General features: G+C 46.9%; 23 protein-coding genes and 1 riboswitch. Of the genes, 19 read left to right on the top strand and 4 right to left on the bottom strand.

The genetic code is table 11. The features are described from left to right. Positions 1-35: 35 nt before the first annotated feature. A riboswitch (cobalamin riboswitch) is annotated at positions 36-233 on the bottom strand. 256 nt (positions 234-489) lie between these two features. Then, positions 490-999 carry an anaerobic ribonucleoside-triphosphate reductase activating protein gene (gene nrdG / locus PTQ21_RS03040; RefSeq protein ID WP_063567215.1) on the bottom strand — a complete coding sequence of 170 codons (510 nt, stop codon included), beginning with the start codon at positions 997-999 and terminating at the stop codon, positions 490-492. Then, positions 996-2,957, bottom strand: coding sequence for an anaerobic ribonucleoside triphosphate reductase (locus tag PTQ21_RS03035; RefSeq protein WP_274568771.1), 1,962 nt, complete (start codon positions 2,955-2,957; stop codon positions 996-998). Before PTQ21_RS03035 ends, nrdG begins: the two co-directional genes overlap by 4 nt. 374 nt (positions 2,958-3,331) lie before the next feature. Here PTQ21_RS03035 and PTQ21_RS03030 point away from each other — a divergent pair, with 374 nt between their 5' ends. Next, a complete protein-coding gene (locus PTQ21_RS03030) occupies positions 3,332-4,969 on the top strand; it encodes a hybrid sensor histidine kinase/response regulator (protein WP_063567217.1) in 1,638 nt (545 codons plus the stop codon). 47 nt (positions 4,970-5,016) lie between these two features. Here PTQ21_RS03030 and PTQ21_RS03025 read toward each other — a convergent pair whose 3' ends face one another. After that, the gene (locus tag PTQ21_RS03025) at positions 5,017-6,030 is read right to left on the bottom strand and encodes a LacI family DNA-binding transcriptional regulator (protein WP_063567218.1); all 1,014 of its coding nucleotides are present in this window, start codon (positions 6,028-6,030) and stop codon (positions 5,017-5,019) included. Between the two features lie 300 nt (positions 6,031-6,330). On the opposite strand from PTQ21_RS03025, the gene PTQ21_RS03020 reads away from it, so the two are divergent. Both PTQ21_RS03020 and PTQ21_RS03015 read left to right on the top strand, forming a co-directional pair. After that, positions 6,331-7,977: a cellulase family glycosylhydrolase gene (locus PTQ21_RS03020; RefSeq protein ID WP_274568770.1), complete on the top strand. Its 1,647-nt coding sequence runs from the start codon at positions 6,331-6,333 to the stop codon at positions 7,975-7,977. A gap of 203 nt (positions 7,978-8,180) precedes the next feature. Then, on the top strand, positions 8,181-9,119 hold the full coding sequence (locus PTQ21_RS03015; RefSeq protein WP_072733682.1) for an aldo/keto reductase family protein: 939 nt from the start codon (positions 8,181-8,183) through the stop codon (positions 9,117-9,119). 132 nt (positions 9,120-9,251) lie between these two features. Here PTQ21_RS03015 and PTQ21_RS03010 read toward each other — a convergent pair whose 3' ends face one another. Further along, positions 9,252-10,379, bottom strand: a complete 1,128-nt coding sequence (locus tag PTQ21_RS03010; RefSeq protein ID WP_072733681.1) for a GGDEF domain-containing protein — start codon at positions 10,377-10,379, stop codon at positions 9,252-9,254. A 275-nt stretch (positions 10,380-10,654) separates the two neighbouring features. On the opposite strand from PTQ21_RS03010, the gene PTQ21_RS03005 reads away from it, so the two are divergent. From PTQ21_RS03005 to PTQ21_RS02930, 16 genes are all read left to right on the top strand, one after another. Further along, positions 10,655-11,050, top strand: a complete 396-nt coding sequence (locus PTQ21_RS03005) for a Fur family transcriptional regulator (protein WP_274568769.1) — start codon at positions 10,655-10,657, stop codon at positions 11,048-11,050. Next, positions 11,026-11,832 carry a winged helix-turn-helix transcriptional regulator gene (locus PTQ21_RS03000; RefSeq protein ID WP_072733680.1) on the top strand — a complete coding sequence of 269 codons (807 nt, stop codon included), beginning with the start codon at positions 11,026-11,028 and terminating at the stop codon, positions 11,830-11,832. Before PTQ21_RS03005 ends, PTQ21_RS03000 begins: the two co-directional genes overlap by 25 nt. 316 nt (positions 11,833-12,148) lie before the next feature. Continuing rightward, positions 12,149-13,612: a catalase gene (locus PTQ21_RS02995; RefSeq protein ID WP_063567223.1), complete on the top strand. Its 1,464-nt coding sequence runs from the start codon at positions 12,149-12,151 to the stop codon at positions 13,610-13,612. Positions 13,613-13,860: 248 nt separating this feature from the next. After that, a complete protein-coding gene (locus PTQ21_RS02990) occupies positions 13,861-14,277 on the top strand; it encodes a BlaI/MecI/CopY family transcriptional regulator (RefSeq protein ID WP_063567224.1) in 417 nt (138 codons plus the stop codon). 1 nt (position 14,278) lies between these two features. After that, positions 14,279-15,139 carry a M56 family metallopeptidase gene (locus PTQ21_RS02985; protein WP_090809010.1) on the top strand — a complete coding sequence of 287 codons (861 nt, stop codon included), beginning with the start codon at positions 14,279-14,281 and terminating at the stop codon, positions 15,137-15,139. A 40-nt stretch (positions 15,140-15,179) separates the two neighbouring features. Further along, positions 15,180-15,590 carry a DoxX family protein gene (locus tag PTQ21_RS02980; protein ID WP_063567226.1) on the top strand — a complete coding sequence of 137 codons (411 nt, stop codon included), beginning with the start codon at positions 15,180-15,182 and terminating at the stop codon, positions 15,588-15,590. Positions 15,591-15,815: 225 nt separating this feature from the next. Further along, on the top strand, positions 15,816-16,517 hold the full coding sequence (locus tag PTQ21_RS02975) for a pirin family protein (RefSeq protein ID WP_063567227.1): 702 nt from the start codon (positions 15,816-15,818) through the stop codon (positions 16,515-16,517). A 48-nt stretch (positions 16,518-16,565) separates the two neighbouring features. Next, positions 16,566-16,901: a hypothetical protein gene (locus PTQ21_RS02970; protein ID WP_063567228.1), complete on the top strand. Its 336-nt coding sequence runs from the start codon at positions 16,566-16,568 to the stop codon at positions 16,899-16,901. A gap of 241 nt (positions 16,902-17,142) precedes the next feature. Beyond that, complete coding sequence (locus PTQ21_RS02965) at positions 17,143-18,096, top strand: ABC transporter permease (RefSeq protein ID WP_076287502.1); 954 nt, start codon at positions 17,143-17,145, stop codon at positions 18,094-18,096. Next, positions 18,093-19,061, top strand: coding sequence for an iron chelate uptake ABC transporter family permease subunit (locus PTQ21_RS02960; RefSeq protein WP_269453530.1), 969 nt, complete (start codon positions 18,093-18,095; stop codon positions 19,059-19,061). The genes PTQ21_RS02965 and PTQ21_RS02960 overlap by 4 nt, the downstream gene beginning before the upstream one ends. After that, positions 19,055-19,813 carry an iron ABC transporter ATP-binding protein gene (locus PTQ21_RS02955; protein ID WP_063567230.1) on the top strand — a complete coding sequence of 253 codons (759 nt, stop codon included), beginning with the start codon at positions 19,055-19,057 and terminating at the stop codon, positions 19,811-19,813. Before PTQ21_RS02960 ends, PTQ21_RS02955 begins: the two co-directional genes overlap by 7 nt. 41 nt (positions 19,814-19,854) lie before the next feature. Next, a complete protein-coding gene (locus PTQ21_RS02950) occupies positions 19,855-20,841 on the top strand; it encodes a siderophore ABC transporter substrate-binding protein (RefSeq protein WP_274568764.1) in 987 nt (328 codons plus the stop codon). A gap of 304 nt (positions 20,842-21,145) precedes the next feature. Then, positions 21,146-22,606 (top strand): spore germination protein, encoded by a 1,461-nt coding sequence (locus tag PTQ21_RS02945; protein ID WP_240321539.1) that lies wholly within the window; start codon positions 21,146-21,148, stop codon positions 22,604-22,606. Positions 22,607-22,610: 4 nt separating this feature from the next. Beyond that, on the top strand, positions 22,611-23,810 hold the full coding sequence (locus PTQ21_RS02940; protein WP_176854491.1) for a Ger(x)C family spore germination protein: 1,200 nt from the start codon (positions 22,611-22,613) through the stop codon (positions 23,808-23,810). Then, positions 23,803-24,024 (top strand): hypothetical protein, encoded by a 222-nt coding sequence (locus PTQ21_RS02935; RefSeq protein ID WP_063567234.1) that lies wholly within the window; start codon positions 23,803-23,805, stop codon positions 24,022-24,024. The genes PTQ21_RS02940 and PTQ21_RS02935 overlap by 8 nt, the downstream gene beginning before the upstream one ends. 50 nt (positions 24,025-24,074) lie before the next feature. Further along, positions 24,075-25,280 (top strand): GerAB/ArcD/ProY family transporter, encoded by a 1,206-nt coding sequence (locus tag PTQ21_RS02930; RefSeq protein ID WP_063567235.1) that lies wholly within the window; start codon positions 24,075-24,077, stop codon positions 25,278-25,280. Positions 25,281-25,297: the final 17 nt, after the last annotated feature.

The following is a 25,297-nucleotide window of genomic DNA, read 5'->3' as shown; positions in this document are numbered from 1 at the left end:
GTTGCTCTAACACCTTCCTATCTTCCGTAGGTCATGCGATGCTGTCGAAACAGGCAGGTCTCCTGGCTTGCGGATCATGGTCATATGCATTCCTTCCCGGTGGTTACACCAGTGGATTATATGCACAGACTCCCCGTATACAGTGGCGGGACCGCGACGGATTTACACCGTGCTTCCCTTTTAAGCCTGACCACGCATGTAGCGCGGTAGGCACCTGTTTCCGTGTGCAGAAATGTGCGTACACATCTCTGGCTATGAAATTGGCGACCAAGCATAGATGATAGATTGTATCATGATGCAATCGTCGTATACTTGCTCTTATGCTACCAATCATAGACGATAACCTAAGGGCTTGCAACATATATCATTAATCCGATCGGAAATAAAATATTGCTCTATGAATCCTAGATATATTGGCAGATTTGACTCCTTAAAATGAACCATATCATCGCCCACGCTGTGCTTGATCCCCCTCAAATAAAAAAATCGTTACCATGCATCTAACTGCATGGTAACGATTGTCCGGCCTGCCATTGTTGCACCCACATTAACGATGCGCTGATTACGACTGCCACGAAAAGGAAGAGACACATCACGTTCAGCTGCGATATAAGGCCCATCGATAATGACGTCGCATAGCTGGGATAACTCCGCCCGTGACGGGTCTGTAATCAATTCCTCATACACAAACCCCGTGTATGCCCATACAGTCAGATCAGGTCGTGCAGCCCGAAGCTGCCGAACCCAGGATGCGCATTCTGCCGCAGAGAAAAAAGGATCACCTCCGCATAACGTTACCCCTTCCAGCAAGGGATGAGAGGTTACCTCATGCAAAATCTGCTGCTGCCGCTCCTCCGTAAATGGTTCGCCTGCACGGAAGTTCCATGAGCCGGGGCTAAAGCAGCCCGGACAGGCATGACGGCATCCGCTGATGAACAACACGGCACGCAGGCCAGGCCCCTCATTCACCGATTCCGGAATGTAACCATACAGATTCACCGATGTTTCACCCGGTCTCTCACTTCGGCCTGCTTCGCCCCATTGAAGCGCACTTTATAGTCACCGGTCAGATATCCCGTCACCCGGCGCAGCCGCTGGAAATGCACGTGGTTTTCATGAGCCTCACATCCGGGACATACATCTCCAATAACGCCCTCATAGCCACAGGACGGACAGCGGTCAATCGGATGATTAATGGAGAAATACCCGATGTCCTGGGCCAGCGCGTATTGCACGATTCGTTGGAAAGCGGCGGTATTGGCCCTTACGTTCCCGTCGAGTTCGACATAAGAGATCGCTCCGGCATTACATAGTGAGTGGAAGGGAGCTTCCAATTCAATCTTGCGATAGGCAGGAAGGGAATGATAGACCGGAATGTGAAATGAATTGGTGTAGTATTCCCGGTCATTGACCCCCGCGATGCTGCCGTATCGCTCACGATCAATCTTGGTGAATTTGCCGGACAGTCCCTCGGCGGGCGTAGCGAACAAGGTGATATTCAGGTTATGCTGCTCACTCATCCGGTCACAGAATTCTCTCATCGTATGAATGATATTCAAGGCTTCTCGATGTACATGGAGGTCTTGTCCATGGTGACGGCCATATAGAGCGGTCATACATTCAGCAAGTCCGATAAAACCAAGGGATAACGTACCATGTTTCAACAGATCGGCGACCGGTTCAGTCGGAGCCAATTGTTCACCACCTTCCCATACTCCTTCCCGCATCATGAAGTCCGATGCTTTGGCAGGCTGGTTCATCTGAATTCGATACCGGTGCAGCAGTCCATCCGTAGCATTGTGCATGACCGATTCCAGCGCCGTATAGAAGCCAGCCCGGTCAGCGATGGCTCTTGCTCCCTGGCAGATCCCATATCGAATGCCGAGCTTGACCAGATTGATGGTGTTAAAGGACAGATTGCCTTTGCCGCTCTGACGATTGCGTCCGAAGCGATCAGCCAGTGTGCGTGTCCGGCATCCCATCGTCGCAATGATCGTATCGGGATCTTCCGGTTGATAATAGGGCAGGTTGAAGGAAGCATCCACATTGACAAAGTTCGGATACATGCGCCGTGAGGAGCAGGTCACAGCAAGCCGGAACAAGTCGTAATTCGGATCTTTCTGAGCTTGGTTAATTCCTTGCTTGCACTGGAAAATATGTTGTGGGAACACGGGCGTTTCTCCATTACCGAGTCCACGAATGGTCGCTTCCAGCAACGACCGGGACACGAGTCGACCTTCGGCTGAAGTGCACAGCCCGTAGTTCAGCGAAGTGAACGGAATCTGTCCCCCAGCACGACTGCTCATGGTGTTCAAATTATGGATCAGAGATTCGGCAGCCTGTTCGGTCTCCAGTTCCGTTTCTTCACAGGCAAAGGCAAAGGCTCGAGGACACTTCTCCTTTGCTTCATCGCTATCCAGATGCAGTTGCTCATCCTCAATTGGGGCAATCTCCCCAAACAGCCGTTGCCCCTTCCGATAATGCTTACGGAACGAACGCTTCACATAAGGTGCGAGATCCCAGTCGATTTTATTGGCGGATACACCGCCGTACTGGCTGTTTTGCTGGGATTGAAAAATAATGGCCACCAGTGCCATGGCAGACATGATTGTCTGTGGTGTACGAACCGAACCGTTGCCGGTATTGAATCCGGAGGCCAGCAGTCGGTCAAACGGAATAAAGATACAGTTGGTCGTTCCAAGGGCATACTGATCCAGATCGTGTACATACAGATCGCCGTTCTCCACAGCTAGAGCGAGTTCCTTAGGCAGCACATGACGCAGAGCATGCCACTTGGCGGTCTCCGAACCGAGCCTGCTCATCTTGCCGCTGAACGAGTCTCCGTTCAGATTGGCATTCTCCCTCAGCGTATCGGCATCTTCAGCACCAATAATTCGTCTTCCCAGGTCAGATAGAAGATCAGATGCCGGTGGAGAGGCATACTCAAGCATGTTCATATCAGTTCCTCCTAAATAATGAAATTGAAATTGTATAGGGATAATGTCCATTCATTGAACACTACATGTAGAGTTTCTTTATCCATTTATAAACTATATATTGTTATTTAGGTGTGATAATGATCACATGGGAGAGGCTGATCAACTGTCATGATTTATAGCCCTGAATGATAAATGTTTTCAAAGCTGGAGGGTAAGCGTATAATTTCTATTTACCGTGCAAGTTCAGTTGACGATGCTTGAAAAAAGGATAGAAAACTTCATATATGAATAGTTTGTGACAGCTGTTTTGGAACATTTGATCCCTCGTTAATCGATTGAATCATACTGTGGGATACGGATTTGAAGTGCAGCTAAAACAAGAGGGGTGAATCATGGGAACGTTAGGCATTACAAGGGGCTTCTATGAAAATATACAGGAAGCCGCATCCCATATTGTAGATGTATTAAGCGGTATATTAAAGGTGAACACCATTTTCGTTGCCACGAATGATGGCGTGACGAATGTTATTATGGAAGCTTTTAACCGCGAGGAAGAGTTGATCGCCAAAGGTAGTGAACTTCCATTTGAAGCGTCATATTGCAGCCTGGTCTTAAGAGATAAGGGCAGCAGTCTGATCATCACGGATACATGTGAACATCCCCTTACGAAATCAATGGACGTAACAAGCGGACTGGGCAATCGTTTCTTTGTGGGGATTCCCATTATGAGGAGATCCGGGGAAACGTTCGGCACGATCTGTCTGATGGATGACCCTGATTATGTGATCAGTGAAACGGATATGAAAACACTGCAAGCCATGGCCGTTTTTCTCGGATATGTTGTGGATCTGGAAGATACGCTGCAAGTTCAGGAACAGAAGTTGAGTGATTCGGAGCAACTACAAGAGCAGTTGCAGGCAGAGAAGGAACGTGCGGAGTCTGAGGCAATGACCAAGACGCAGATGCTGTCGCTGATGAGCCACGAAATACGTAATCCGCTGAACGGCATTCTGGGATTAACGGATCTGATGCGTACACCAGATATGTCGGACGAGCAGGCAGAATATGTGAATATGATTGAAACCAGCGGTAACATTCTGCTCTCCCTGCTGAATAATATGATGAGTTTTAACGTCAATGACGCAGGCAAAACGGTTGTACACGATGATCCATTTGATCTGGTAGCCACGATTGAGAATACCGTTTATCTCTATGCAGGACTGGCGCTGAGCAAGAACATTGAGCTGGGATTGAACCTTGATCTGAATGTGTCCCAGGTTTTCGTCGGGGATGAGATCAAGATCGGGCAACTATTGGCCCATGTCATTCAGTATGCTCTAGATTCAACACGGACAGGTTCGGTATTGGTTACGGCAACCGTAGCTGGTGGAGATGCAGAGGAGGCGGGTACGCTTCAACTCCATGTGAAGTACACCGGACGTATGTTGTCTTCGGACAATAAGCTTAGATCATTTAACAATTTGGATGGAAATATAAGTACACAGAAGCTGGTAGGAACCAATCTCGGTTTGGCGGTCAGCCAGAATCTTGCCATCCTAATGAACGGCCGTATTCAGGTGCATGGCATGGGAGACAAGGAGACAGAATTCGAGATCTGCCTGCCGCTCCGCAGACATTGGGAACTGCCTCAGCTTGCCAATATTCAGCATCGACTGAAGGGCAAAAAGGTGCTGCTTGCGAAGGACCCTGACATTCTGCAAGGGGCCTCTTCCCTGATGCGCAGATGGGAGATGGATGTGCATATGACCTCAGTTACCACCGAAGCGTACGACTGGATTCAGGAGGGCTTTAAGCCTGATGTGGCCGTTGTGGATATGGGACTGTTGGAGGGCGGTGCTGTGGATTTTGTACACAAGCTGAAGCGCTTGGTTACAGATTCACCGGTCATTGTTCTGATCCCGTATGGCATGCATATCGATCCACATGAAGCGGAAGTCTTCGATGCGGTCCTGACCAAGCCGGTGAAGCAGGCTGATTTGTTGAATGCGTTAAGCATCATTGTGCATTAAGAATATGTGAACATATATTAAACTGGCGCACCTGTTACGGGTGCGCTTTATGTTGTTATTTTGAAGGAAGAGGAAGCTCGAACAAGCAGCTCCGAGTCGACTTTAAATACACGTTTGTCCTGAAAATCATTTGTATTCATCGTGTCAATCATCTTCTCCATAAGAATGGCCCCCATCGTATACTTGGGCTGGTTCACCGAACTTAGCGTAGGATGAATGTATTTGCTGATTCGATTGTTGTCCACACCTACGATAGCCAATTGCTCAGGGATGCGTATCCCGTATTCCATACATGCTTTGTATACACCTAGCGCCATTTCATCATTAGCCGCATATACAGCGGAGAAGGACAGGCCTTTGTTAAACAGTCTTTTGATGGCCTCGTACCCACCTTCCTCATTGAAGTTCCCATTCTCGATCAGTTCGGGACGGAACGGAATCTGATGATTGCGCAGGGCCTTCAAGTAACCTTCTAGCCGTTCATAGCTGTCAATTGCTTCAGGATAACCGTTTAAGAAAACGATATTTCGATGTCCGGCCTCAACGAGATGCTGAACAACTTCCTGGGAGAATTTCACGTTGTCCGTATATATACACGGGATCTGATCATGTTCGATATATTTGCCAACGATGCCAATGCGATACCCCTTATCCGCAAGCTGGAATAATTCCTCATCCGCCAGCATGGGCGTGATAATGATGACACCGTCAATGGTTCGATCCAGCAGCAAATTAAGATAATCGACTTCTCTCTCTTTCAGGTTATGAGCATCACATATAATGACCTTGTAATGGCGGGCATAGGCGATGTTCTCAATGCCTTTAATAATTTCGGCATAATAGGAGTTGTTAATATCGGGAACGATTACGCCAATTGTCATGGTTCTCTGTGAACGAAGATTCTTGGCTGCTGCGTTGGGGTGATATCCCAATTGCTCGATGGCGCGCATCACCTTATCTTTGGTCTTGGTGCTTACTTTGCTGTGCTGATTAATGACCCGCGATACGGTTGCCGGGGACACACCTGCAATGGCAGCTACATCAATGATTTTGACATCCATATTCTTCACAACTCCAAATAAGTGATTGACAATTAATTCAAATTCATTATAATTCCAATTGAAAACGATTACAAGTTATAACCGATTGAAACAATAATTGGGATAGTGGAGGAATAAAGGGTTTAATATTCAATAAAATGTAATCGATTTCACTAACTCCAGTTGTGATAAATAGCGGACATCCATGGATTGTCCCCCTCGTACACCCGCTGTTTATATAGCATTACCGTTACCTGTCGTGAGTGCTGCATCCTGGTTCAGTCATACCTCAAGATATGACCATTTAAGGGAGGCGTCAACATGTTGAAGAAGAGCACTATTATGCTATTGTGCAGCTGTCTGCTGCTGGGACTGCTGGCTTCGGCCGTAGGTTCACCGAAGGCCAGTGCGGCTTTTGGATCAGGGGATTTCCTGAAGGCTAACGGAACGGTTGTCCGCAATAGTTCGGGTACAGGCAACGTGGTAAATCTGCGTGGAACAAATTTGGGTGGTTGGCTGCTGCAGGAAGAATGGATGACGCCCTCCGGGGCGGTAGATGAATACACGCTGCGTCGCACGTTGACGAATCGTTTTGGGGAATCGGGTGCACAGAGCCTGATCAATGGATATCAGGACAACTGGATTCAGGTTGGTGATCTGGATAACATCAAGAACTGGGGCATGAACGTTGTGCGTGTGCCGATCTATTGGGAGGATTTTATGAACACCAGCGGTGTCATGAAGCCTGATTCGGTTACGTTCCGCAAACTGGATTGGCTGATTGATGAAGCGGGCAAACGGAACCTGTATGTCATTCTCGATCTGCACGGTGCACCGGGAGCCGCCTGTCCATGGCATTCCTGCGGTCAGGAGAATTCCAACCAACTGTGGACTAATTCTACATACCAGAACTGGACTATTCAGATCTGGGAACGGATGGCGACACGTTACAAAGGTAATCCAACTGTTGCCGCGTACGACCTGCTCAATGAACCTCTGGTAACCATGGGAACGGGTGAAAATGCAGCTCAAATCAAGCAAAAGATGGATTTCTATGACCGGATGTACAAAGCCGTCCGTGCCAAGGATGCCGATCACATGATCATCATCGCAGCATTCTTCGACTGGTGGGCAGCTTCACCACCAACGACTTATGGCTGGACGAATGTGATGTATCAGACGCACCATTATCAATTCACGGATTATAACAACTGGGATCTGACCAATTCGGAGATGGATCGCTGGCTGAAGGATATGGCGTCCTATCAGAAGAATTGGAACGTTCCGGTGTTAGCGGGCGAGTTCTCGTTTGGTCAGGATGATCTGACCGAGAAGTGGCTGTCTGGTCTGAATGCACTGAATGCTTCATGGACGAACTGGAGTTATAAGGTCAAAGGCGGCGGAACTTGGGGCTATTACAATAACAACAACAACCCGGCACCGAACCTGAATACGGACAGCGCGGCAACAATTGCTTCCAAATGGAGCAAGTTCACAACGGCGAACTTTGCCTCTAATACTTCGTTCCAGAATGTGGTCAAAAAACATACGGGAACGGCTCCTTTTACAGAGACATGGTCCAGCCTGAAAGCCAATGCCAACGGCACATTTGTTAGCGCAGAGAATGGCGGTGCAGATGCACTGGTAGCCAATCGGGATACTGCCGGACATTGGGAGCGGTTCAAAATCATCCAGAATTCGGATGGTACGGTATCCTTCCTGTCGATGAGCAACATCAAATATGTGCAAGCAGATCTGAATAATGGCGGGCGTTTGATCGCCTCGGCCACGTACCCATCCACATGGGAGAAGTTTACCCGTGAAGATCTGGGTGGGGGATTGGTGGCCTTCAAATCCGTGGCGAACGGTAAATATGTCAGTGCGGATCTGAATAACGGAGGCGTGCTGTCTGCCAATCGTAACGCTGTGGGCGGAGCATGGGAACAATTTAACGTAACAGCTAACTAAGATTAACTAGTGCCCATTCATTAAAATGTGGTGACTGGGTAATATTTGACGCGTGTCGTGGCTCCGCTCTTTAGCGGAGCTTTTCATATTCATCCCTATCTATATCCCAAATTCTTCTCCAAAGCCCTTTTAATCCGAGCCGAATACGATACAATAGAAAGGGAACTTCATCATTAATCAGTTTAGAGGAGGATGTGCATTCAATGGAATACCGTAGATTAGGTGGAAGCGGACTGAAAGTAAGCGAGATTAGCCTGGGTAGCTGGCTGACATACGGAGGATATGTGGAACGTGAAAACGCGGTGAAATCAATTGAAGCCGCATTCGATGAAGGCATCAACTTTTTCGATACAGCCAATGTGTACGAGCGGGGTGCAGCAGAAGAACTGCTGGGGCAGACGTTGAAAGCGTATTCCCGCGATTCCTATGTCCTTGCAACCAAGGTTTTTGGCAAAATGGGTGACGGTCCAAATGACCAAGGGTTATCACGTAAACATATTAAGGAACAATGCGAAGCCAGCTTGCAACGGCTAGGTGTTGATTATGTAGACATATATTATTGCCATCGCTATCATACCGAAACACCGATTGAAGAGACACTGCGAGCACTTGACGATCTGGTGCGTCAGGGCAAGGTGCTCTACGTAGGTGTTAGTCAATGGACCGCGGCACAGATGGAAGCTGCGCTGGGTACCGCTGACCGCCTGTTGCTGGATCATATCGTGGTGAACCAGCCGGTATACAACATGTTTGACCGTTACATCGAAAGTGAAATCATCCCTTTGGGTGAGCGCAAAGGTATTGGACAAGTCGTCTACTCCCCGCTTGCACAAGGATTGTTGACCGGGAAATACACTTCGGTGTCCGATATTCCCGAGAACAGCCGGGCAGCGAAGCTGGGATGGGATGAAGGGAAAATTAATGCTGACCGGATTGGCAAGGTTCGTCAGTTGATTGAAGTGGCGGAAAAGCTGGACTTGAAGGTTGGTCAATTGGCTCTGGCGTGGATTCTGCGTCAAAATAACGTGTCCAGTGCGCTTGTAGGGGCAAGTCGCCCTGAGCAGGTGAAAGAGAACGCTGCCGCTTCCGGTGTGAAGCTGGATGCTGCCATCGTTGAAGAAATCGAACAAATCTTAGCTTAAGGCGAACTCAACCTCACAGGTTGCTTTTTACCCGTACGCGAGTTGATTCGAATGCTGCAAAATGTTGAGATAAGAAAGGGATGTCCTGGCTAGCCTGATAGGCTATGAGGACATCCCTTTTTTGGTTTGAGATTAGAATGGGCTTTGGCCGCCGGAGAGCGACCTGGAACGCAGCGGAATGGCACATACGCGGTTCCTGCCCGTATTCTTGGCTTCATATAATGCACGGTCTGCCTGTTCAAAGAAATCGTTATCATCCCGGTCGTCGCAGTGATCCGGAAAAACAGCGACCCCTATGGAGATGGTCAGCCGGATCGTATTGCCATCAGGCAGCGCAAAATGGTACTTCTCGACCGATTGTCTGATGGACTCGGCAATGGCCATGGCTTGGTGATGACCACAATCGAGCAATAGTATAGCGAATTCCTCGCCTCCGTTTCGAGAGACGATATCCGCTGAGCGGGTATGCTCAATGAGCAATTGTCCGAGTTGTTTCAGAACCGCATCACCTGAAGTATGACCGAAAGTATCATTTACTTTTTTGAAACGATCGATGTCGATGACCAACAGGGATAGTTTTTGCTTGTACTCACGAGCCCGTTCCAGTTCCAACTCAAGTGATTTCTCAAATTGTCTGCGATTACTGAGATTGGTAAGATGGTCGGTGGTTGCTTTTCGTTCGAGCAGGAACAACATCTCATTCGATTTATTAATGAATTCTGCGATGAAATAAATAAAGATTCCACCGACAAAAGAAATGGTCATCTGTAAAGGATATACTTTCATTAATGAGTTCATGCTGGTTGTATTCAGCATCAGGATCACAAAGATCAGCGTCATACCCAGCAGGTTCATGGTAATAATTTTGGTTAATCTCGACCAGGGAGCATAGGCAAAATATACACCGGATAGTCCGATAATCGTCATGACGAATGCTGCATCGATGGCAGCGGATGACATTCCAAACATGACAATACGCAGGATGGAAATGACAAGTCCCGAGATGACCGAAGCCAGTCCTCCTAAATATACGGCTGCTGTGACGATAGCCAAATGACGCAAATCCACAATGGTAGTTTCATTTAAAGGAAAGGAATAATTCATCAGTACCGTTCCATAGATCCCGAACAGCAGACCACCGATCATCTGAACACGCATCGAGGGAAAGGGCACGCGGATACGATAGAATTTGGCTATGATTCCGGACACATACATGAACGTGATCATGACACAGAGATTGACGAAAAACGTGCTTAGCAACAAGCATCCCCCCTTTAGCGCACATTACTATATTTTAGCTGAAAAGCAGTATAGTAGCGAACCATATTATCCCAAATGAGAGCAACGGATGCTTAGAAGAGGCTTGGCTATAAGTATTCATGAATAAAATAGTCGGATATTGACTTCATTGTGCAATGAGATTTATACTTAATCTAAATCAAAAATGATTTTGATGTTTCAGGGAATCATAGCAATCAGTAGATTGCTGTGTCATCTTATATACTATTGAATGGGTTAATAAAGGAGAATTGCTGGTGAGAACTCTAAATCTGACGATACAGCGTCAAGCTGTTTACGATGTAGTCCGTCATTCCGAAGACCATCCAACGGCAGCAGAAGTGATGAACCGTCTGGTGGAGCAAGGTTATAATTTGGCTTATGGTACGGTATATAATTCGCTCCGATATTTAACGGATAAAGAGTTGATTCGAGAACTCAAGTTAGGCGAGACGGCCAGTCGTTATGATGCCCGCATGGACGATCATCAACATATTATGTGTGAAGTATGTGGCAAGGTGGATGAAGTCATGACGGAGGTTCCTCCGCAATGGATGAAGCAAGTCGTGGAGGAAACCGGGTATGCGATTGATCACGCTCATGTGGTCTTTGGAGGTGTCTGCGCGGAATGCAGAAACAAACGGGTCAAGTAAAAATCAACCTGTCCGGTCGTCGTTTGCCGCTCCGGGTCAAGCCTGCCCTTGCGGATCCAACTCCCCTTGTGGATAATTGCCCGGTTACGAGACGGGTCATTCTGATTAGTCCTATGCCAGGGCAAGTACATGAGCTGGTTAAGGCACTTACGGATAGCTGCTTCGATGTGCTGGTGTTCCACCGCTGGGAGCCTGATTTGCATGAACGGCTTGTATTTGATCTGTTGATCTATGACCTGTCTGTTGCTGGAACCATTGATGCTTTTGCCGGTATCAGCAGCCGATTGAATCGTGAAGCGGAACATGCAACACCCTGTCTGTATCTGGTGGGGGAGAAGATGATTGGCAGTGCCAGTGGCCCGATGCTTCAGGAGGAATTACTGGTCTGGCCAGCCCGTCCGCAGGAAGCGTTGTATCGTGTGCAACGCATGATCGGCAACAGTCCTGCAGCACCGAAACGTGGATTTCTACCTCAGGAAGGCCAACGCATCGCTTTCAAGGATCTATGGCTGGATCGTGAGCGGATGAGTGTGCACCGGAACAATGACCGCATTCACCTGACCAAGACAGAGTATGATCTGCTGCTGAAGCTGATTGATGCCAAAGGTGCAGTGATTTCCCGTGAGGAGATGCTCAGCGATATTTGGGAGACTGATTTTACGGGTGGAAGCAATGTGGTGGATGTTCATATCAAAAGCTTGCGCAAAAAACTTGGCGATAACGCGGCTTCGCCTCAATATATAGTAACGGTAAGAGGAGTGGGCTACCGCCTGGCGGATTAGTCCGCTTTTTTTTTGTGTGGACACATTGCGCTGTTCATGTCACTCGTATGCGGGTATATCCACTAGAGAGAGTAGATCAAGCAATCGGAATGGATCAATGCTCATCTTACTCCAAGTTGATGTTCATATTTCATTCATGAAACGAACAAGAAACTCATCTTAATCTCATACGAACCTCATGCAAGGGGCGAGTGGGACATGTTAGAATCAATTTAACAGTTAGATCAAGTCTAAATGTATATTTAAAGCGATGGCGAATATGATTTTAATAGAGTATATACAGCAGGCATGAGACCAACATGAGGAGGATAACGATATGACAGAACGCATGACAACCAATCAGGGCGCACCCGTAGGTGACAACCAAAACTCCCGTACCGCAGGAAGAAGAGGTCCCACATTACTTGAGGATTATCATCTTCTTGAGAAGATCGCACACTTTGACCGTGAACGTATTCCGGAACGGGTCGTTCATGCAAGAGGTGCGGGTGCACATGGCGTGTTTACGCTGGAGAAGAGCATGAAGGCTTATACGACAGCCGATTTCTTACAAGACCCGGGCACAGAGACGGATGTACTGGTGCGGTTCTCCACGGTAATTCACGGTACGGGTTCACCGGAGACAGCGCGTGATCCACGTGGTTTTGCCGTGAAGTTCTACACGCGTGAAGGGAACTATGATATTGTGGGTAACCATTTGCCCGTCTTTTTCATCCGTGATGCCATGAAGTTCCCGGATATGGTTCATTCCCTGAAGCCTGCGCCGGATACGAATATCCAGGACCCTGCACGCTACTGGGACTTCATGACACTGTCACCGGAGTCGACTCATATGATGACTTGGTTGTTTTCCGATCTGGGTACGCCAGCAAGTTACCGTGAAATGGATGGATTCGGCGTACACGCCTTCAAATGGATTAATGCTCAAGGGCAAGTCCATTATGTGAAATACAAGTGGGAATCGGCTCAAGGCGTGCGAGGCTTCTCACGTCAAGAGGCAGCTGAGGTACAAGGACAGGATTTCAACCATGCCACCCGAGATTTACACGATCATATCAAAAACGGTCAATACCCGCAGTGGAAGCTGCAGGTACAGTTGCTGAAGCCGGAGCAGATGGATGATTTCGCCTTCGATCCGCTCGACCCAACCAAGACTTGGCCGGAAGATGTACTACCGTTCCAGACGATCGGAACCATGACATTGAACCGTAATCCACAAAACTTCTTCGCAGAAGTGGAGCAAGCAGCCTTTTCACCAAGCGCTTTGGTGCCTGGAATTGAGCCTTCCGAAGATAAATTGCTGCAAGGTCGTCTGTTCTCTTATCCGGATACACAGCGCCACCGGCTCGGACCGAACTATTTGCAGATTCCGGTGAACTGCCCTTATGCTCCGGTTCGCAATCATCAGCGTGATGGATTGATGAATGTGAGTCAGGACCCGTCCCCGGTAAATTATGAACCGAACAGCTCGGGCAACAGCCCGGAAGAAGCACCGGAATACCGTGACAGCCAGGTTCCGTTAGAGGGTCATGTTACGCGCGAGAAAATTGAGAAGACCGATAACTATACGCAGTCAGGGGAGTTGTTCCGTTCATTCACGGCGGTGGAGCAGCAACATTTGCTCGATAACCTGATCAATGACCTGAAGGCAGTACCGGAACAGACCCAGCTTCGTGCTTTATGCCATTTCTTCCAGGCAGATGGACAGCTCGGTGGTCGTTTGGCTCATGGACTTGGTGTGGATATCTCCGCATTTATGCCCTCACAGGATCGCAATTAAATAAAAGCACTGATTTCATCATTATTTCAGAAATGAATAATCGATTTATGAATTAGACCGGGCAGGACTGCAGAATAGCAGACCTGCCCGGTCTTTAGGCTTTTTTCAGCTATAAACCGAACTTGTGCATCAAAATGATGTTCTGAAATGGAAAACATATTTACAAATCATTTACAATAAATAGCTGACATAGAGGTTGACTTCTCGTTTTTTGGCACTACAATGAGTAGTGTGAGGGGTGTCTGAACATGAGAATACACAATTTTAAAGTGGGTGAGCGTGGGCTGAACCGGTTTTTCGGTCCGCTGGAGGCGAAGATTATGGACATTTTATGGGCGCGTCCAGGCAGCAGCATTCGCGAAGTACAAACCGCACTAGAAAAAGATAAAGACGTTAATTTCAATACAGTCATGACGGTGATGAATCGCCTCGTGGACAAGGAGCTGCTCCACAAGTCGCAGAAGGGCCGAACGTCACTGTACCACCCGGTACAGAGCAGGGAGGAGTTTATGAACGACCAATCCAAGGAATTGTCACATGAGTTGGTGGATGAATTCGGGGCACTTGCTGTGAATCACATGCTGGATGCGCTGGATGAAGCAGATGCAGGGTTGATTGAGCGGCTGGAGCAGAAGATTAAGCAATGGAAAAAGGATAGCGATTGACATGTGGAAGGCCCGCTCGAAGCTGTTGTTTACTGTCGGGTTTGGCATTCCGTTATTCGTGTTCATGCAGATGTTCATGTACGCGATGTACAAAATATTTGGCTGGGACATTCCGTTTAATCTGCTCTGGCTATGTAATCACTGGATGAGCAGGCTGGGTTGGTTATCCATGGGGCATGTTCTTATGGCACTGGTGCTCCTGACGTTTGCCGGTACAGGCTGGCTGCTGTTCGATCGCATGATCAAGACAAGTGCAGCGGTACGGAAGCTTCGGTCGTTGGAAGACGGGGCCATGTCTCGTAAACTTGAGGCGCGGTACCGTCATCTGAAACAACCTCGATTCATTGTGGTGGACAAGCCGTCACCGGTTGCATTTACGATTGGTCTGTGGAAACCCTGTATAGTGCTTTCCACAGGGCTGCTCACGATGCTGGATGCTGAAGAAGAAAGAGCAGTTGTGTACCATGAGGTGCATCATCTGTGGCATCGTGATCCACTCAAGACGACATTGCTTTCGGTATTTGCCGTCATGATGCCTTATATTCCGGTGTTGAAGCATACTTCAAAACATTACAATATCATTCGAGAAATTCTGGCTGACAATGAAGCGATTGAACGTACGGGGAACGCCGCGGGCATTGGCAGTGCATTGCTCAAACTGATCCGGGCTTGCCCTGAACCTTGGAGGATTAGAGAGACAGCTATTCAATCGTCTTTTGCCGATACTTCGGTGAATGTACGTATTTCCCGTCTATTAGACCCGGAACAGGATGTTACGCTGACGCTTCCCCGCTATGCGGTATTCATTTCTGCCACAGTGATCCTGCTGCTGTCTGTCTTGTTTGTTTGGTCAATTGGTTGAAATTTAACGTTGAACTTAAACTCCAAGGAGGAAGATGAATATGAATAGAAGTGTGGAGATAGGGTTATTTTTCTCAAGGATCATGATTGGTCTCATCTTTGTATTACATGGTTGGAGCAAATTCGAAGGTGGAATTAGCGGTACAGTCGGTTTCTTTGAAAGTATCGGCATTCCTGGTTTTCTGGCATCGGTTGTGGCGATCATTGAATTGGTGGGTGGTGCAGCCATGATTCTGGGGTTAGGAACACGTGTATTTGCTGCATTGTTCATCGTAGTTATGGGTGGGGTTCTGCTTACTGCCAAAGTAGGGCAGCCGTTCATGAGTGGTACCGAGTTTGATTACCTGCTGCTGGCGGGTTCATTGACACTACTCTTCACAGGCAGCCGTTTCCTGGCGGTGGATCATTTCTTCTCTAGACAAGGGAACGCTCGGCAGAATGTGAGTGCATAACGGGTATATCACCATCGAGTAGGGATGGACTAACAATTTCATTCAAGCAGGTATATCCTGTATAGAAGCCTTTTCTCGCTAGTTCGGAATACGCGTAATTATACGTGTGAACCATTCGAACCGGGAAAAGGCTTTTTGTTTTGGACGACAAGCCCATCGATTTGGTACAATGAGAATAAGTATGCTACTAAGAAAAAATAAGAGAACATATAGGAGGATGTCTTTATGATTAACGTCATTCCATCCGATTCCCGTTCCAGCTTCGACCGGGGCTGGCTGCGCGGCAATCACAGCTTTTCCTTTGGTGAATACCAGGACCCGGAGAATACTGCGTTTGGACCCATGCGGGTAGCTAACGATGATGTAATTGCCCCTGGTCGTGGTTTCGGGGCACACCCGCATAGTGATATGGAGATTGTGTCCATCGTGCTGAACGGGAAGTTGCGTCATGAAGATAACCTGGGCAATGTGGCTGTTACATCATTTGGTGGAATTCAGCGCATGTCAGCAGGCAGTGGCATGATCCATACCGAACACAATGCCTCCGATTCTGAAGAAGTGCGTATATTACAGCTTTGGTTCATGCCACATACGAAAGGGCTTGAGCCGTCTTATGAGACAACTTCTTTTGATCCAGACGCACTCGCGGGAGCACTCGTACCCGTGGTATCCCCTGAAGGTGGGGCGCGTATCGCATCCATTCAACAGGATATGACCATCTATCTTGGCCGATTGGCTGCAGGTCAGACTTTAACATATGAACAGGCTGCAGATCGCCGCATGTACATTTTTGCCATTGAAGGAAAGCTTGGCTTGAACGGAGAGTATCAGCTAAATGAAGGGGATACGGCTCGTGTGGAACAGACGACATCCATGAACCTGGATGCAAGCGAGGACGCTTTCTATATGTTGATCGATCTGCCCTAGATTACCGAAATGGATTGAAACTCCAAGATCAAAGGAGGAATTACGTTTATGACGCAGCAGGAATGGTTCATGGTTAAGCATGCAGTGACAGGGCGAGGGTTAGTGAACAGCAAAACAGATTCGATGTCCTATCGCTATCAAAGAGAAGGCACTGGGTTTGTTTTTACCGTTACGGGTCTGGAACAACAGGTGGTAGATAGCATTATGGAGCTTAGACAGGAGCTCAATGTGTTTCGATTTGTACAGCGTAAAGATCAGCCCTTGGTGAAGCACTGGTATTACGTTCAGGGAGACCGGGTGCAGTATGATGGAGAAAGCCATACATTGACGATATATGCGGAATCTGAGATCCGCTATGTTCCTGAAGATTATTTTGCCGACTAACTGAATCATTAAAAAGGCCTTCCAATTGGAAGGTCTTTTTCCTTATATACAATTAAACTTAAATTATATGTGTTTCAGGTTGTTTTATGAAATTTAGAAAAAGAGAAGCAGAGGAAGGTTGACATGAAGAAATTAATATCGATATAATTACTCTAATTGATAATGAGTATCAATATCAAATCGAACTAAGTAGAGCAGCTACAAGTGTTTTACGGCTATTGGTGAGGGGATTAGTAGAGAGATGAAGTTAGGCTATATGTTGATCGTGCTGGCTTTTTTGTCTATCGTATACTTGTTTATTGGCAATTCAGACATTTCGCCCATGGATATATTTCATTTGACCCCAGTCCAGCTTCAGGTGTTACAAGTCAGTCGTTTTCCCCGTCTAATCAGCATCCTTGTCGCAGGTATCAGTATGAGTGTCATTGGACTGATCATGCAGCAGCTGACACGCAACCGATTTGTTTCTCCGACAACGGCCGGAACAATGGACTCAGCCCGATTGGGTATCCTCGTTACTTTGATGTGGTTTCCCGGTGCTTCTCCACTGCAAAAAATGTTGGTCGCTTTTGCCTTCGCACTGGCTGGAACGCTAATTTTTATGCGGATACTGGAGAAAGTCAAATTCAAGGATACGATATACATTGCTCTCCTTGGTTTGATGTTTGGCAATATTGTAAGTTCAGTCACGACCTTTTTTGCTTACAAAAACGATTTGATCCAGAACATGTCGTCCTGGCTGCAAGGTGACTTCTCCACGATTATGAAGGGACGTTATGAACTGATCTATATCAGTATTCCGTTGCTTATTATCGTATATCTGTTCGCTAATCGCTTTACACTTGCGGGCATGGGTGAAGATTTCTCAACCAACCTTGGACTGGCTTATCGTAAAGTGGTTAATCTCGGACTGATTCTGGTTGCCATGGTTTCAGCCGTCGTCATTATTACCGTAGGTACAATCCCGTTTCTGGGTCTTGTAGTACCAAATATTGTGACGTTGTATAAGGGTGACAACTTGCGGGATACATTGCCTCATACGGCAGTGCTCGGTGCGATTTTTGTTCTGGTCTGCGATATTTTGGGTCAATTGATTATTTATCCTTATCAGCTCTCCATCAGTTTGACTGTGGGAGTTGTAGGTAGCGTGCTGTTTCTGTATTTATTGCTTCGAAGAAAGGCTTATGAATCATGAGAATGAAGTATACGGCGAATACCTGGAAGTTTGGCATTTTGATTGCAGCGGCAGTGTTGTTAATTGGTGTATTTCTGGTCATTCAATCCGGGGGCAACTGGGATTATATTCTGCCTCGCAGAGGGAAAAAGATTCTTGCCATTGTGCTCACAGGTGCCTGCATCGCGTATTCCACTGCCATCTTCCAAACGATAACCAACAACCGAATTCTTACACCTGGCATTATGGGGCTCGACTCCCTGTATATGTTGTTTCAGACCTTTGCCGTATTTGTGTTTGGGAGCACGCATATCAGCTTTGTGAACAAAAATCTTAACTTTGCGGTATCTGTTCTGTTAATGAGTCTGTTTGCTCTACTCCTGCATCAGTTCATGTTCCGTAGAGAACGGGGGCGCAATATCTATTTGCTGCTGCTCGTTGGCCTTATTCTGGGTACGCTGTTTCAGAGCATGTCCTCCTTCATGGAGGTGCTGATTGATCCCAATGAGTTCCTTGTGCTGCAGGGCAAGATGTTTGCGAGTTTTAACAATGTGAATACGGATTTGCTGATCATCTCAATGGTGGCCATTATTTTGATCCTGCTGTATGCACAGAGGTTTACCAAATATCTCGACGTACTATCCCTCGGCAAAGATCACGCGGTTAATCTTGGCGTGGACTATCAATACATCGTGAAAAGGTTGCTGCTGGTTGTGATGGTTCTGGTGTCGATCTCCACAGCGCTGGTCGGCCCAATCATGTTCCTGGGACTGCTGGTCGTGAATCTGGCGCATCAGATATTCCGATCACATCGTCATAAAGTGCTGATCTGGGGTTCAGTCATTATAGCCGTGGTTTCATTGGTCGGTGGACAGCTCATTGTAGAGCGAGTATTTACTTTTGCTACTACAGTAAGTGTCATTATCAATTTTGTAGGCGGTGTGTACTTCATCTATTTACTGCTAAAGGAGAATAAGTCGTGGTAGAAGTCAGAAATGTAACCAAACAATACGGCGGCGTCCGGGTAGTGGATGACGTATCACTGAATATTGCCAAAGGGAAAATCACTTCATTCATTGGTCCCAATGGTGCAGGCAAAAGCACACTGTTATCCATGATCACCAGGCTAATCAGCAAGGATACAGGACAAGTCCTGATCGAAGGGCAAGAGATTGAAGGCTGGAAGAACAAGGATCTGTCCAAAAAAATATCAGTTCTCAAACAATCCAATCACATAAATATCAGGTTGACTGTGGAGGATTTGGTTGCTTTTGGCCGTTTTCCTTATTCACAAGGAAGACTTACAGCAGAGGATCGGCAGTGGATTCAGGAAGCCATCGATTATATGGAGCTGGCTCCATTCCGCAAAAAGTATTTGGATGAGCTAAGTGGTGGACAGCGACAGCGGGCTTACATTGCCATGGTTATCGCGCAGAATACCGAGTATATTCTCCTTGATGAACCCTTGAATAATTTGGACATGAAACATTCGGTGCAGATTATGAAGGTGCTTCGCAAAATGGTGGATGAATTGGGCAAGACGATTGTTATTGTCATTCATGACATCAATTTTGCCTCCTGTTATTCAGACTATATCGTTGCACTCAAAGATGGGCGTGTCGTGCAGGAAGGTAAGACGGAAGACATCATTAATACAGATGTATTGCAGAAAGTCTATGACATGCACATCCCTGTGCAATGGATTGATGGGCGTAAGATTTGTGTGTATTTTGCTTGAAAAAGTTAAACCAATATAGAGAGAGCGAGAGGTGTCTATTTATGAAAAAGGGTTGGTTGTTTACGTTGCTTGTGGTGTTGTCGGTTGTTCTGGCAGCTTGCGGTGGAAGTAAAACAGCAGAAAATACAGGTGCCAGCAGTGGCACAGGATCAGAAGCGAATGCAGCAGCAGATCAGTCCAATGATGAAATCGTTATTAAACATAAACTTGGCGAAACAACAGTGAAGAAGAATCCGGAGAAAGTGGTTGTATTCGACTATGGTGTGCTGGATACATTGGATCAGCTTGGGGTAGAGGTTGCCGGTGTACCTCAGGAGGGAGTTCCTTCTTATCTGGAAAAGTATAACGATGCAAAGTACGCCAATGTTGGCGGTTTGAAAGAGGCTGATTTTGAGAAAGTAAATGCTTTGAAGCCTGACCTGATTATCATCTCAGGACGACTGCAAGACTCCTATGAAGAGCTTAGCAAGATTGCACCGACCATTTATATGGCGGTAGATACAGAAGATTATATGAACTCCCTGACTTCGAATGTGAAGACGCTTGGAGAGATCTTTGGTAAAGAAAAAGAAGCAGAAGAGGCACTGGCATCCATTGATACCTCTGTTAAAGCTTTAAATGATAAAGTAACGGCTGCTGGAAAGAATGCACTGGTTGTTCTGACGACCGAAGGCAAATTGAGTGCTTATGGTGCAGGTTCCCGATTTGGTATCATTCATGATGTGTTCGGTTTTACTCCGGCAGATGCAAATATTGAAGTGTCGACCCATGGACAAAGCGTTTCATTCGAATATGTTATGGAGAAAAATCCGGATTATCTGTTCGTGGTAGATCGGAGTGCAGTGGTTGCAGGCAGTGGTGAGGCAACGCCTGCCAAACAGGTGGTCGAGAATGATTTGGTCAAAAATACGAATGCTTATAAAGACGGACACATTGTTTATCTTGACCCAGATTACTGGTACTTGTCCGGCGGTGGTTTGGAATCCATTCAGGAAATGATTAAAGAAGTGGACAAGAGTATCAATTAAGTGAATGAAGATTTGATGCAAACTTTTGATGAAACCCCAAAGGTCTCTGTAATTCATACAGAGGCCTTTTTTGTTGTCTGAAATGAAGATGCCATTGGATATTTTATAAAAAGACCACATAATTCTGCGCGCTCTGGCACAAGCTACCTTGTATAAAAAAACAGGAACGGAGGGGCGGCATATGGCGGACAAAACATCAGGGAAAGATGGTTCCAAGGATTCAGAAAAGAAGAAACACATCCCCTTAGGGCTGCCGTCTCCCCCTATTCTGAAACAACCGATAGGCCTTTCACATGAAAGCCATATGTTGGCACTGGAAGACATTTTCTCGGATTGCTCGGATGTGATCTTCCGCAATGTCAAGATTTCACCTGAAGTGGAAGGACTACTGGTGTACATCGAAGGCATCGTGAATTCGACGGATATTCAGGATCATATGCTTCGGCCTCTGATTCGTGGTCTGATCGAACAACGAACCGATGAACCTGCAGCTCCTCTGGATGATACACGTATCGCCCTGACGCAGGTGAAGAAAGTGGATACCTGGGCAGACGCAGCGGATGGTGTGCTTGAATCCTCTGCACTTCTGTTGATCAACGGAAGCAAGGAGGCTTGGCTATTCAACGTCAAGGGCGGCATGCGGCGCGGTGTCGAGGAACCCCAGACCGAGTCGGTTATCCGCGGGCCACGCGAAGGCTTCACCGAAACATTGCGCGTAAACACAGCTCTGCTTCGTTTCAAGCTGAAAACACCTGGGCTTAAGATGTTAAGCATGACGATTGGAACCGAGACCAAAACCAATATAGTCCTGTCCTACATCGATGATATTGCCGATCCCAAGCTGATTAAGGATGTCAAAAAACGCCTCAACAAGATTAAGATCGATGGGATTCTTGAGTCCGGGTATATTGAGGAATTGATAGAGGATCATCCGTATTCCCCTTTTCCGCAGATGCATTATACCGAACGTCCAGATACAGTTGCAGGTAACTTGCTGGAAGGGCGATTTGCCATCTTTGTGGATGGTAGCCCGTTTGTCCTTATAGCCCCAGTAACCATGTGGCAGATGCTTCAGGCGAGTGAGGATTATTACGAACGGTTCTTTATCAGCAATCTGGTGCGGTGGATTCGGTTTTTGTTTGTAGCTATCGCGCTATTTCTGCCTGCACTCTATATCGCCATTACAACCTTCCATCAGGATATGCTGCCGACCACGTTGATTCTGAGTATTGCCGGGGCAAGGGAGGCCATTCCGTTCCCTGCACTGGTTGAAGCCCTCATTATGGAGCTATCATTCGAGGCTTTGCGAGAAGCGGGAGTCAGGTTACCCAAAACGGTAGGTCAGGCCGTCAGCATTCTGGGGGCACTCGTGATTGGACAGGCAGCGGTTCAAGCGGGAATCGTCTCTGCACCCATGGTTATTATCGTATCCATGACAGGGATTGCGTCGTTCACGATCCCTCGTTTTAACTTTGCCATTACGGTTCGTTTACTGCGTTTTCCCATTATGCTGCTTGCCGGAGCGCTTGGTTTATACGGCATTGTGTTCGGACTGGTGCTGATCTCGGTTCATCTGACGCAAATGACTTCTTTCGGTGTACCGTATTTGTCGGGCCTCAGTCCCTACAGCAAAAAGGATACCAAGGATATTGTTATTCGTGCACCATGGTGGAAAATGATCAATCGTCCTTCAACGGTTCATCGTGACCAGCAGCGGATGAATGAGAAAATCAACGGTTCACCTGAAGCTGAGGAGGGGTGGTAAGCACATGTTTTTTGTCCATAAACGGCATGTTGTCGCCATCATGCTCCTATGTACCATTTTCATATCAGGGTGCTGGGATCGGAAGGAAATTAATGATATAGCTTTTGTGATTGGTCTCGCCATCGACAAGGAAGAGGATAATTACAGAACCAGTCTGCAAATTGCCCTTCCCGGCCAATCCGGTTCCACTGGAAGTGAGGGTGGTGGTGGGGGCACAAGTGGCGATAAATCGTGGTTCATGTTATCCAATACAGCCAAAACGTTGCGCGGAACATCTATTGAAGGCCAAAAGGCACTTTCCCGTGAGCTTTATTATGCACATCGGCGTACCATGCTGATCGGAGAGGAGCTTGCACGTGAAGGCGTTGCTCCCATGCTGGACCTACTTACGCGTTACCCGCTTAACCGACTCTCTGCTCTACCTATTGTTACCAAAGGTTCTGCTTACAAGGTGCTGAATACCGATGCGCCGATTGAAAAATTTCCTTCGGAAATGGTACGTGAACTGTGCTTTCTGAATATGCGCAGACCACGTTCTCTCAAGACATTCACGGATGCGATTCTTTCCGAGGGGGTAGATCCATTCCTGCCTGTCGCCTCGACCGTTGACAATGTGCCGAGCAACTGGAAGGACGTCAAGACGAACATCAAGTTGGATGGACTCGCCATCTTTAAGAAGGACAAACTGATAGGCATGATTGAAAAAGCGCCTGCTGGTGCACTTATACTGGCTATGGGGGAAGCCAACGAGCCAGAAATTATGGTTAAGGCTCCTCGTGGGAAAGGTGATATTTTCATCAAGCTGAACGAAAACAACTCTACATTACATCCTCATATTGAAAATGGAAAAATATCGGTGACGATTGAACTTTATGCCAAGGGAGTCTTGGTGGACAACGAGTCGAACTACGGTGACCTGAGAGAGCAAGAGATTAAGAACCTGAATCAAGCACTTCATCAGAAAATCCAGGATGACATCAAGGAAGGGATAAGGCTGATTCAGAAAGAATATCCTGCCGACATTTTGGGTTTGGGTCGCTCGATTCACCAACATCTGCCCAAAGAATGGGACAAGGTTAAGGATCGTTGGGATGATATTTATCCAAGTGTAAAAGTTGTGGTTGAACCACATATCGTTATTGAAAATGTAGGAGTTATCAACAAACCGTTTGGATTACCTGAGGAGGATATTGTCCATGATTAAGCCGCTGCTGTTCACTTATTTGGGTATAGTCGTTGCCGTAATCATCATGGACTTCAAACATTTGAAGCAGGCAGCGGCTATTAATCGCTGGTTATCCTACGGACTGATCGCCATCAGCGCCGGGATTTGGTTCTATGTAACGAATTTGAGCAAAACAGTCTTCGTCACGACATGGCTTACCCAATTCATTCAGCGGTGGCTACCGTTACCATAAGGCTTTTTCAATGAATAAGCATGAAAGATAAGACAGAAAGGAGGTATTCCATGAATCAAAAAGTGACCAGTCGTCAGTTGGTGCTGCTCATCATGCTGCTCAGTATTACAGGTACATTGATTCAGCCCCATGCACAAGCCATCTTTTATGCTGAACAGCACGCCTATTTATCCTATATCCCCGTGTTTCTTGTCATGGTGGCATCCCTATGGATGTTAAGCCGTGTTCAGCGACGGTTCCCCGATCAGGATCTGTTTGAATCTCTGGTGGAGCGTTTCCCCTTTTTGGGACGTGTGACAGGACTGTTGTATATCCTGTTTTTTCTCTTTATATTTGCCCGTGATATCCGCCTAATCGGTGACTATGTGAGCATTACCTTGCTGGAGACGACCCCGATTTCCATGATTTTATTGACCCTGTTGGTCATGGCTGTTTTTATCGTGAGGGGAGGGCTGGGGTCCTTAATTGGGATGTCAGAGCTGTATGTTACTTTGTTTATGCTGAATTCGTTGATTTTGCCGTTTATGCTCATTCAGCAAATAAACATGGATAATCTCATGCCGTATTTTGACATTGATGTTGCGGGTGTTGGCAAGGGAAGCTGGTACATATTTTCCTTTTTTGGAGAGATGATTGCAATTCCCTTTGTAATTAAGGGCAGTGATTTCCGATTCAAGTCGGTCATGTGGGGGATTACGATCGCAGCCCTGTTAATGATTTTGATTATCGTCGAAACTATCTTGGCAGTGGGGGTACCCATCGCATCCAGGTTGGTATATCCCTCCTATGAGCTTGCAAGGCAGCTGCAAATCAGTGATTTCCTTGATCGGTTTGATCTTGCACTAGCAGCAGCAACTCTACCTACGATGATTACCAAAATTGCATTTGATCTGTACTTTGTCTGTTGGGGAATGAAACGAATGATTCCAAAAGTTTCGGGTAAAGTGATGACAGGACCCGTGGCTTTGGTTGGTTACGTGTGTAGTTTCTGGTTTTTCAAAAACGCGGTTCAGCTCTTTCGCTTTACAAGGGAATGGACATGGATTGGGATTGTGTTCGAGATACTATTTCCCATCATACTCTTTGTGTTCCTTCGTCCTCGCAAAAAAGATGCGAAAAATCGCCGAGCAACGGATGACCAGAAGCAAAAGCAGCAACCAAAAGAGGATAAACAAGGGAAAGCATCACAGGAACGAGATGAGCCTGACAAAAGTAAACGTGATGGACATCAGGGTGGAGAACTACAGCCTTCCTGATATATTCCATCAAAAAT

The sequence above is a fragment of the Paenibacillus marchantiae genome (genome assembly GCF_028771845.1).
Taxonomy (GTDB): Bacteria; Bacillota; Bacilli; order Paenibacillales; family Paenibacillaceae; genus Paenibacillus; species Paenibacillus marchantiae.
Note: the sequence above shows the minus strand (reverse complement) of the source record. Positions and strands in the feature narration are given on the sequence as shown.

Bases quoted from the DNA above. Each gene is read 5' to 3' on its own strand.
- PTQ21_RS02945 (WP_240321539.1), top strand. From the start codon at position 21,146: ATGTTGGCACTGGAAGACATTTTCTCGGATTGCTCGGATGTGATCTTC.
- PTQ21_RS03030 (WP_063567217.1), top strand. From the start codon at position 3,332: ATGGGAACGTTAGGCATTACAAGGGGCTTCTATGAAAATATACAGGAA.
- PTQ21_RS03020 (WP_274568770.1), top strand. From the start codon at position 6,331: ATGTTGAAGAAGAGCACTATTATGCTATTGTGCAGCTGTCTGCTGCTG.
- PTQ21_RS02985 (WP_090809010.1), top strand. From the start codon at position 14,279: ATGTGGAAGGCCCGCTCGAAGCTGTTGTTTACTGTCGGGTTTGGCATT.
- PTQ21_RS02975 (WP_063567227.1), top strand. From the start codon at position 15,816: ATGATTAACGTCATTCCATCCGATTCCCGTTCCAGCTTCGACCGGGGC.
- PTQ21_RS02995 (WP_063567223.1), top strand. From the start codon at position 12,149: ATGACAGAACGCATGACAACCAATCAGGGCGCACCCGTAGGTGACAAC.
- PTQ21_RS03025 (WP_063567218.1), bottom strand. From the start codon at position 6,030: ATGGATGTCAAAATCATTGATGTAGCTGCCATTGCAGGTGTGTCCCCG.
- PTQ21_RS02970 (WP_063567228.1), top strand. From the start codon at position 16,566: ATGACGCAGCAGGAATGGTTCATGGTTAAGCATGCAGTGACAGGGCGA.
- PTQ21_RS02935 (WP_063567234.1), top strand. From the start codon at position 23,803: ATGATTAAGCCGCTGCTGTTCACTTATTTGGGTATAGTCGTTGCCGTA.
- PTQ21_RS02980 (WP_063567226.1), top strand. From the start codon at position 15,180: ATGAATAGAAGTGTGGAGATAGGGTTATTTTTCTCAAGGATCATGATT.
- PTQ21_RS02940 (WP_176854491.1), top strand. From the start codon at position 22,611: ATGTTTTTTGTCCATAAACGGCATGTTGTCGCCATCATGCTCCTATGT.
- PTQ21_RS02965 (WP_076287502.1), top strand. From the start codon at position 17,143: ATGAAGTTAGGCTATATGTTGATCGTGCTGGCTTTTTTGTCTATCGTA.
- PTQ21_RS03035 (WP_274568771.1), bottom strand. From the start codon at position 2,957: ATGAACATGCTTGAGTATGCCTCTCCACCGGCATCTGATCTTCTATCT.
- PTQ21_RS02950 (WP_274568764.1), top strand. From the start codon at position 19,855: ATGAAAAAGGGTTGGTTGTTTACGTTGCTTGTGGTGTTGTCGGTTGTT.
- PTQ21_RS03000 (WP_072733680.1), top strand. From the start codon at position 11,026: ATGCAGAAACAAACGGGTCAAGTAAAAATCAACCTGTCCGGTCGTCGT.
- PTQ21_RS02990 (WP_063567224.1), top strand. From the start codon at position 13,861: ATGAGAATACACAATTTTAAAGTGGGTGAGCGTGGGCTGAACCGGTTT.
- PTQ21_RS03015 (WP_072733682.1), top strand. From the start codon at position 8,181: ATGGAATACCGTAGATTAGGTGGAAGCGGACTGAAAGTAAGCGAGATT.
- PTQ21_RS02930 (WP_063567235.1), top strand. From the start codon at position 24,075: ATGAATCAAAAAGTGACCAGTCGTCAGTTGGTGCTGCTCATCATGCTG.
- PTQ21_RS02960 (WP_269453530.1), top strand. From the start codon at position 18,093: ATGAGAATGAAGTATACGGCGAATACCTGGAAGTTTGGCATTTTGATT.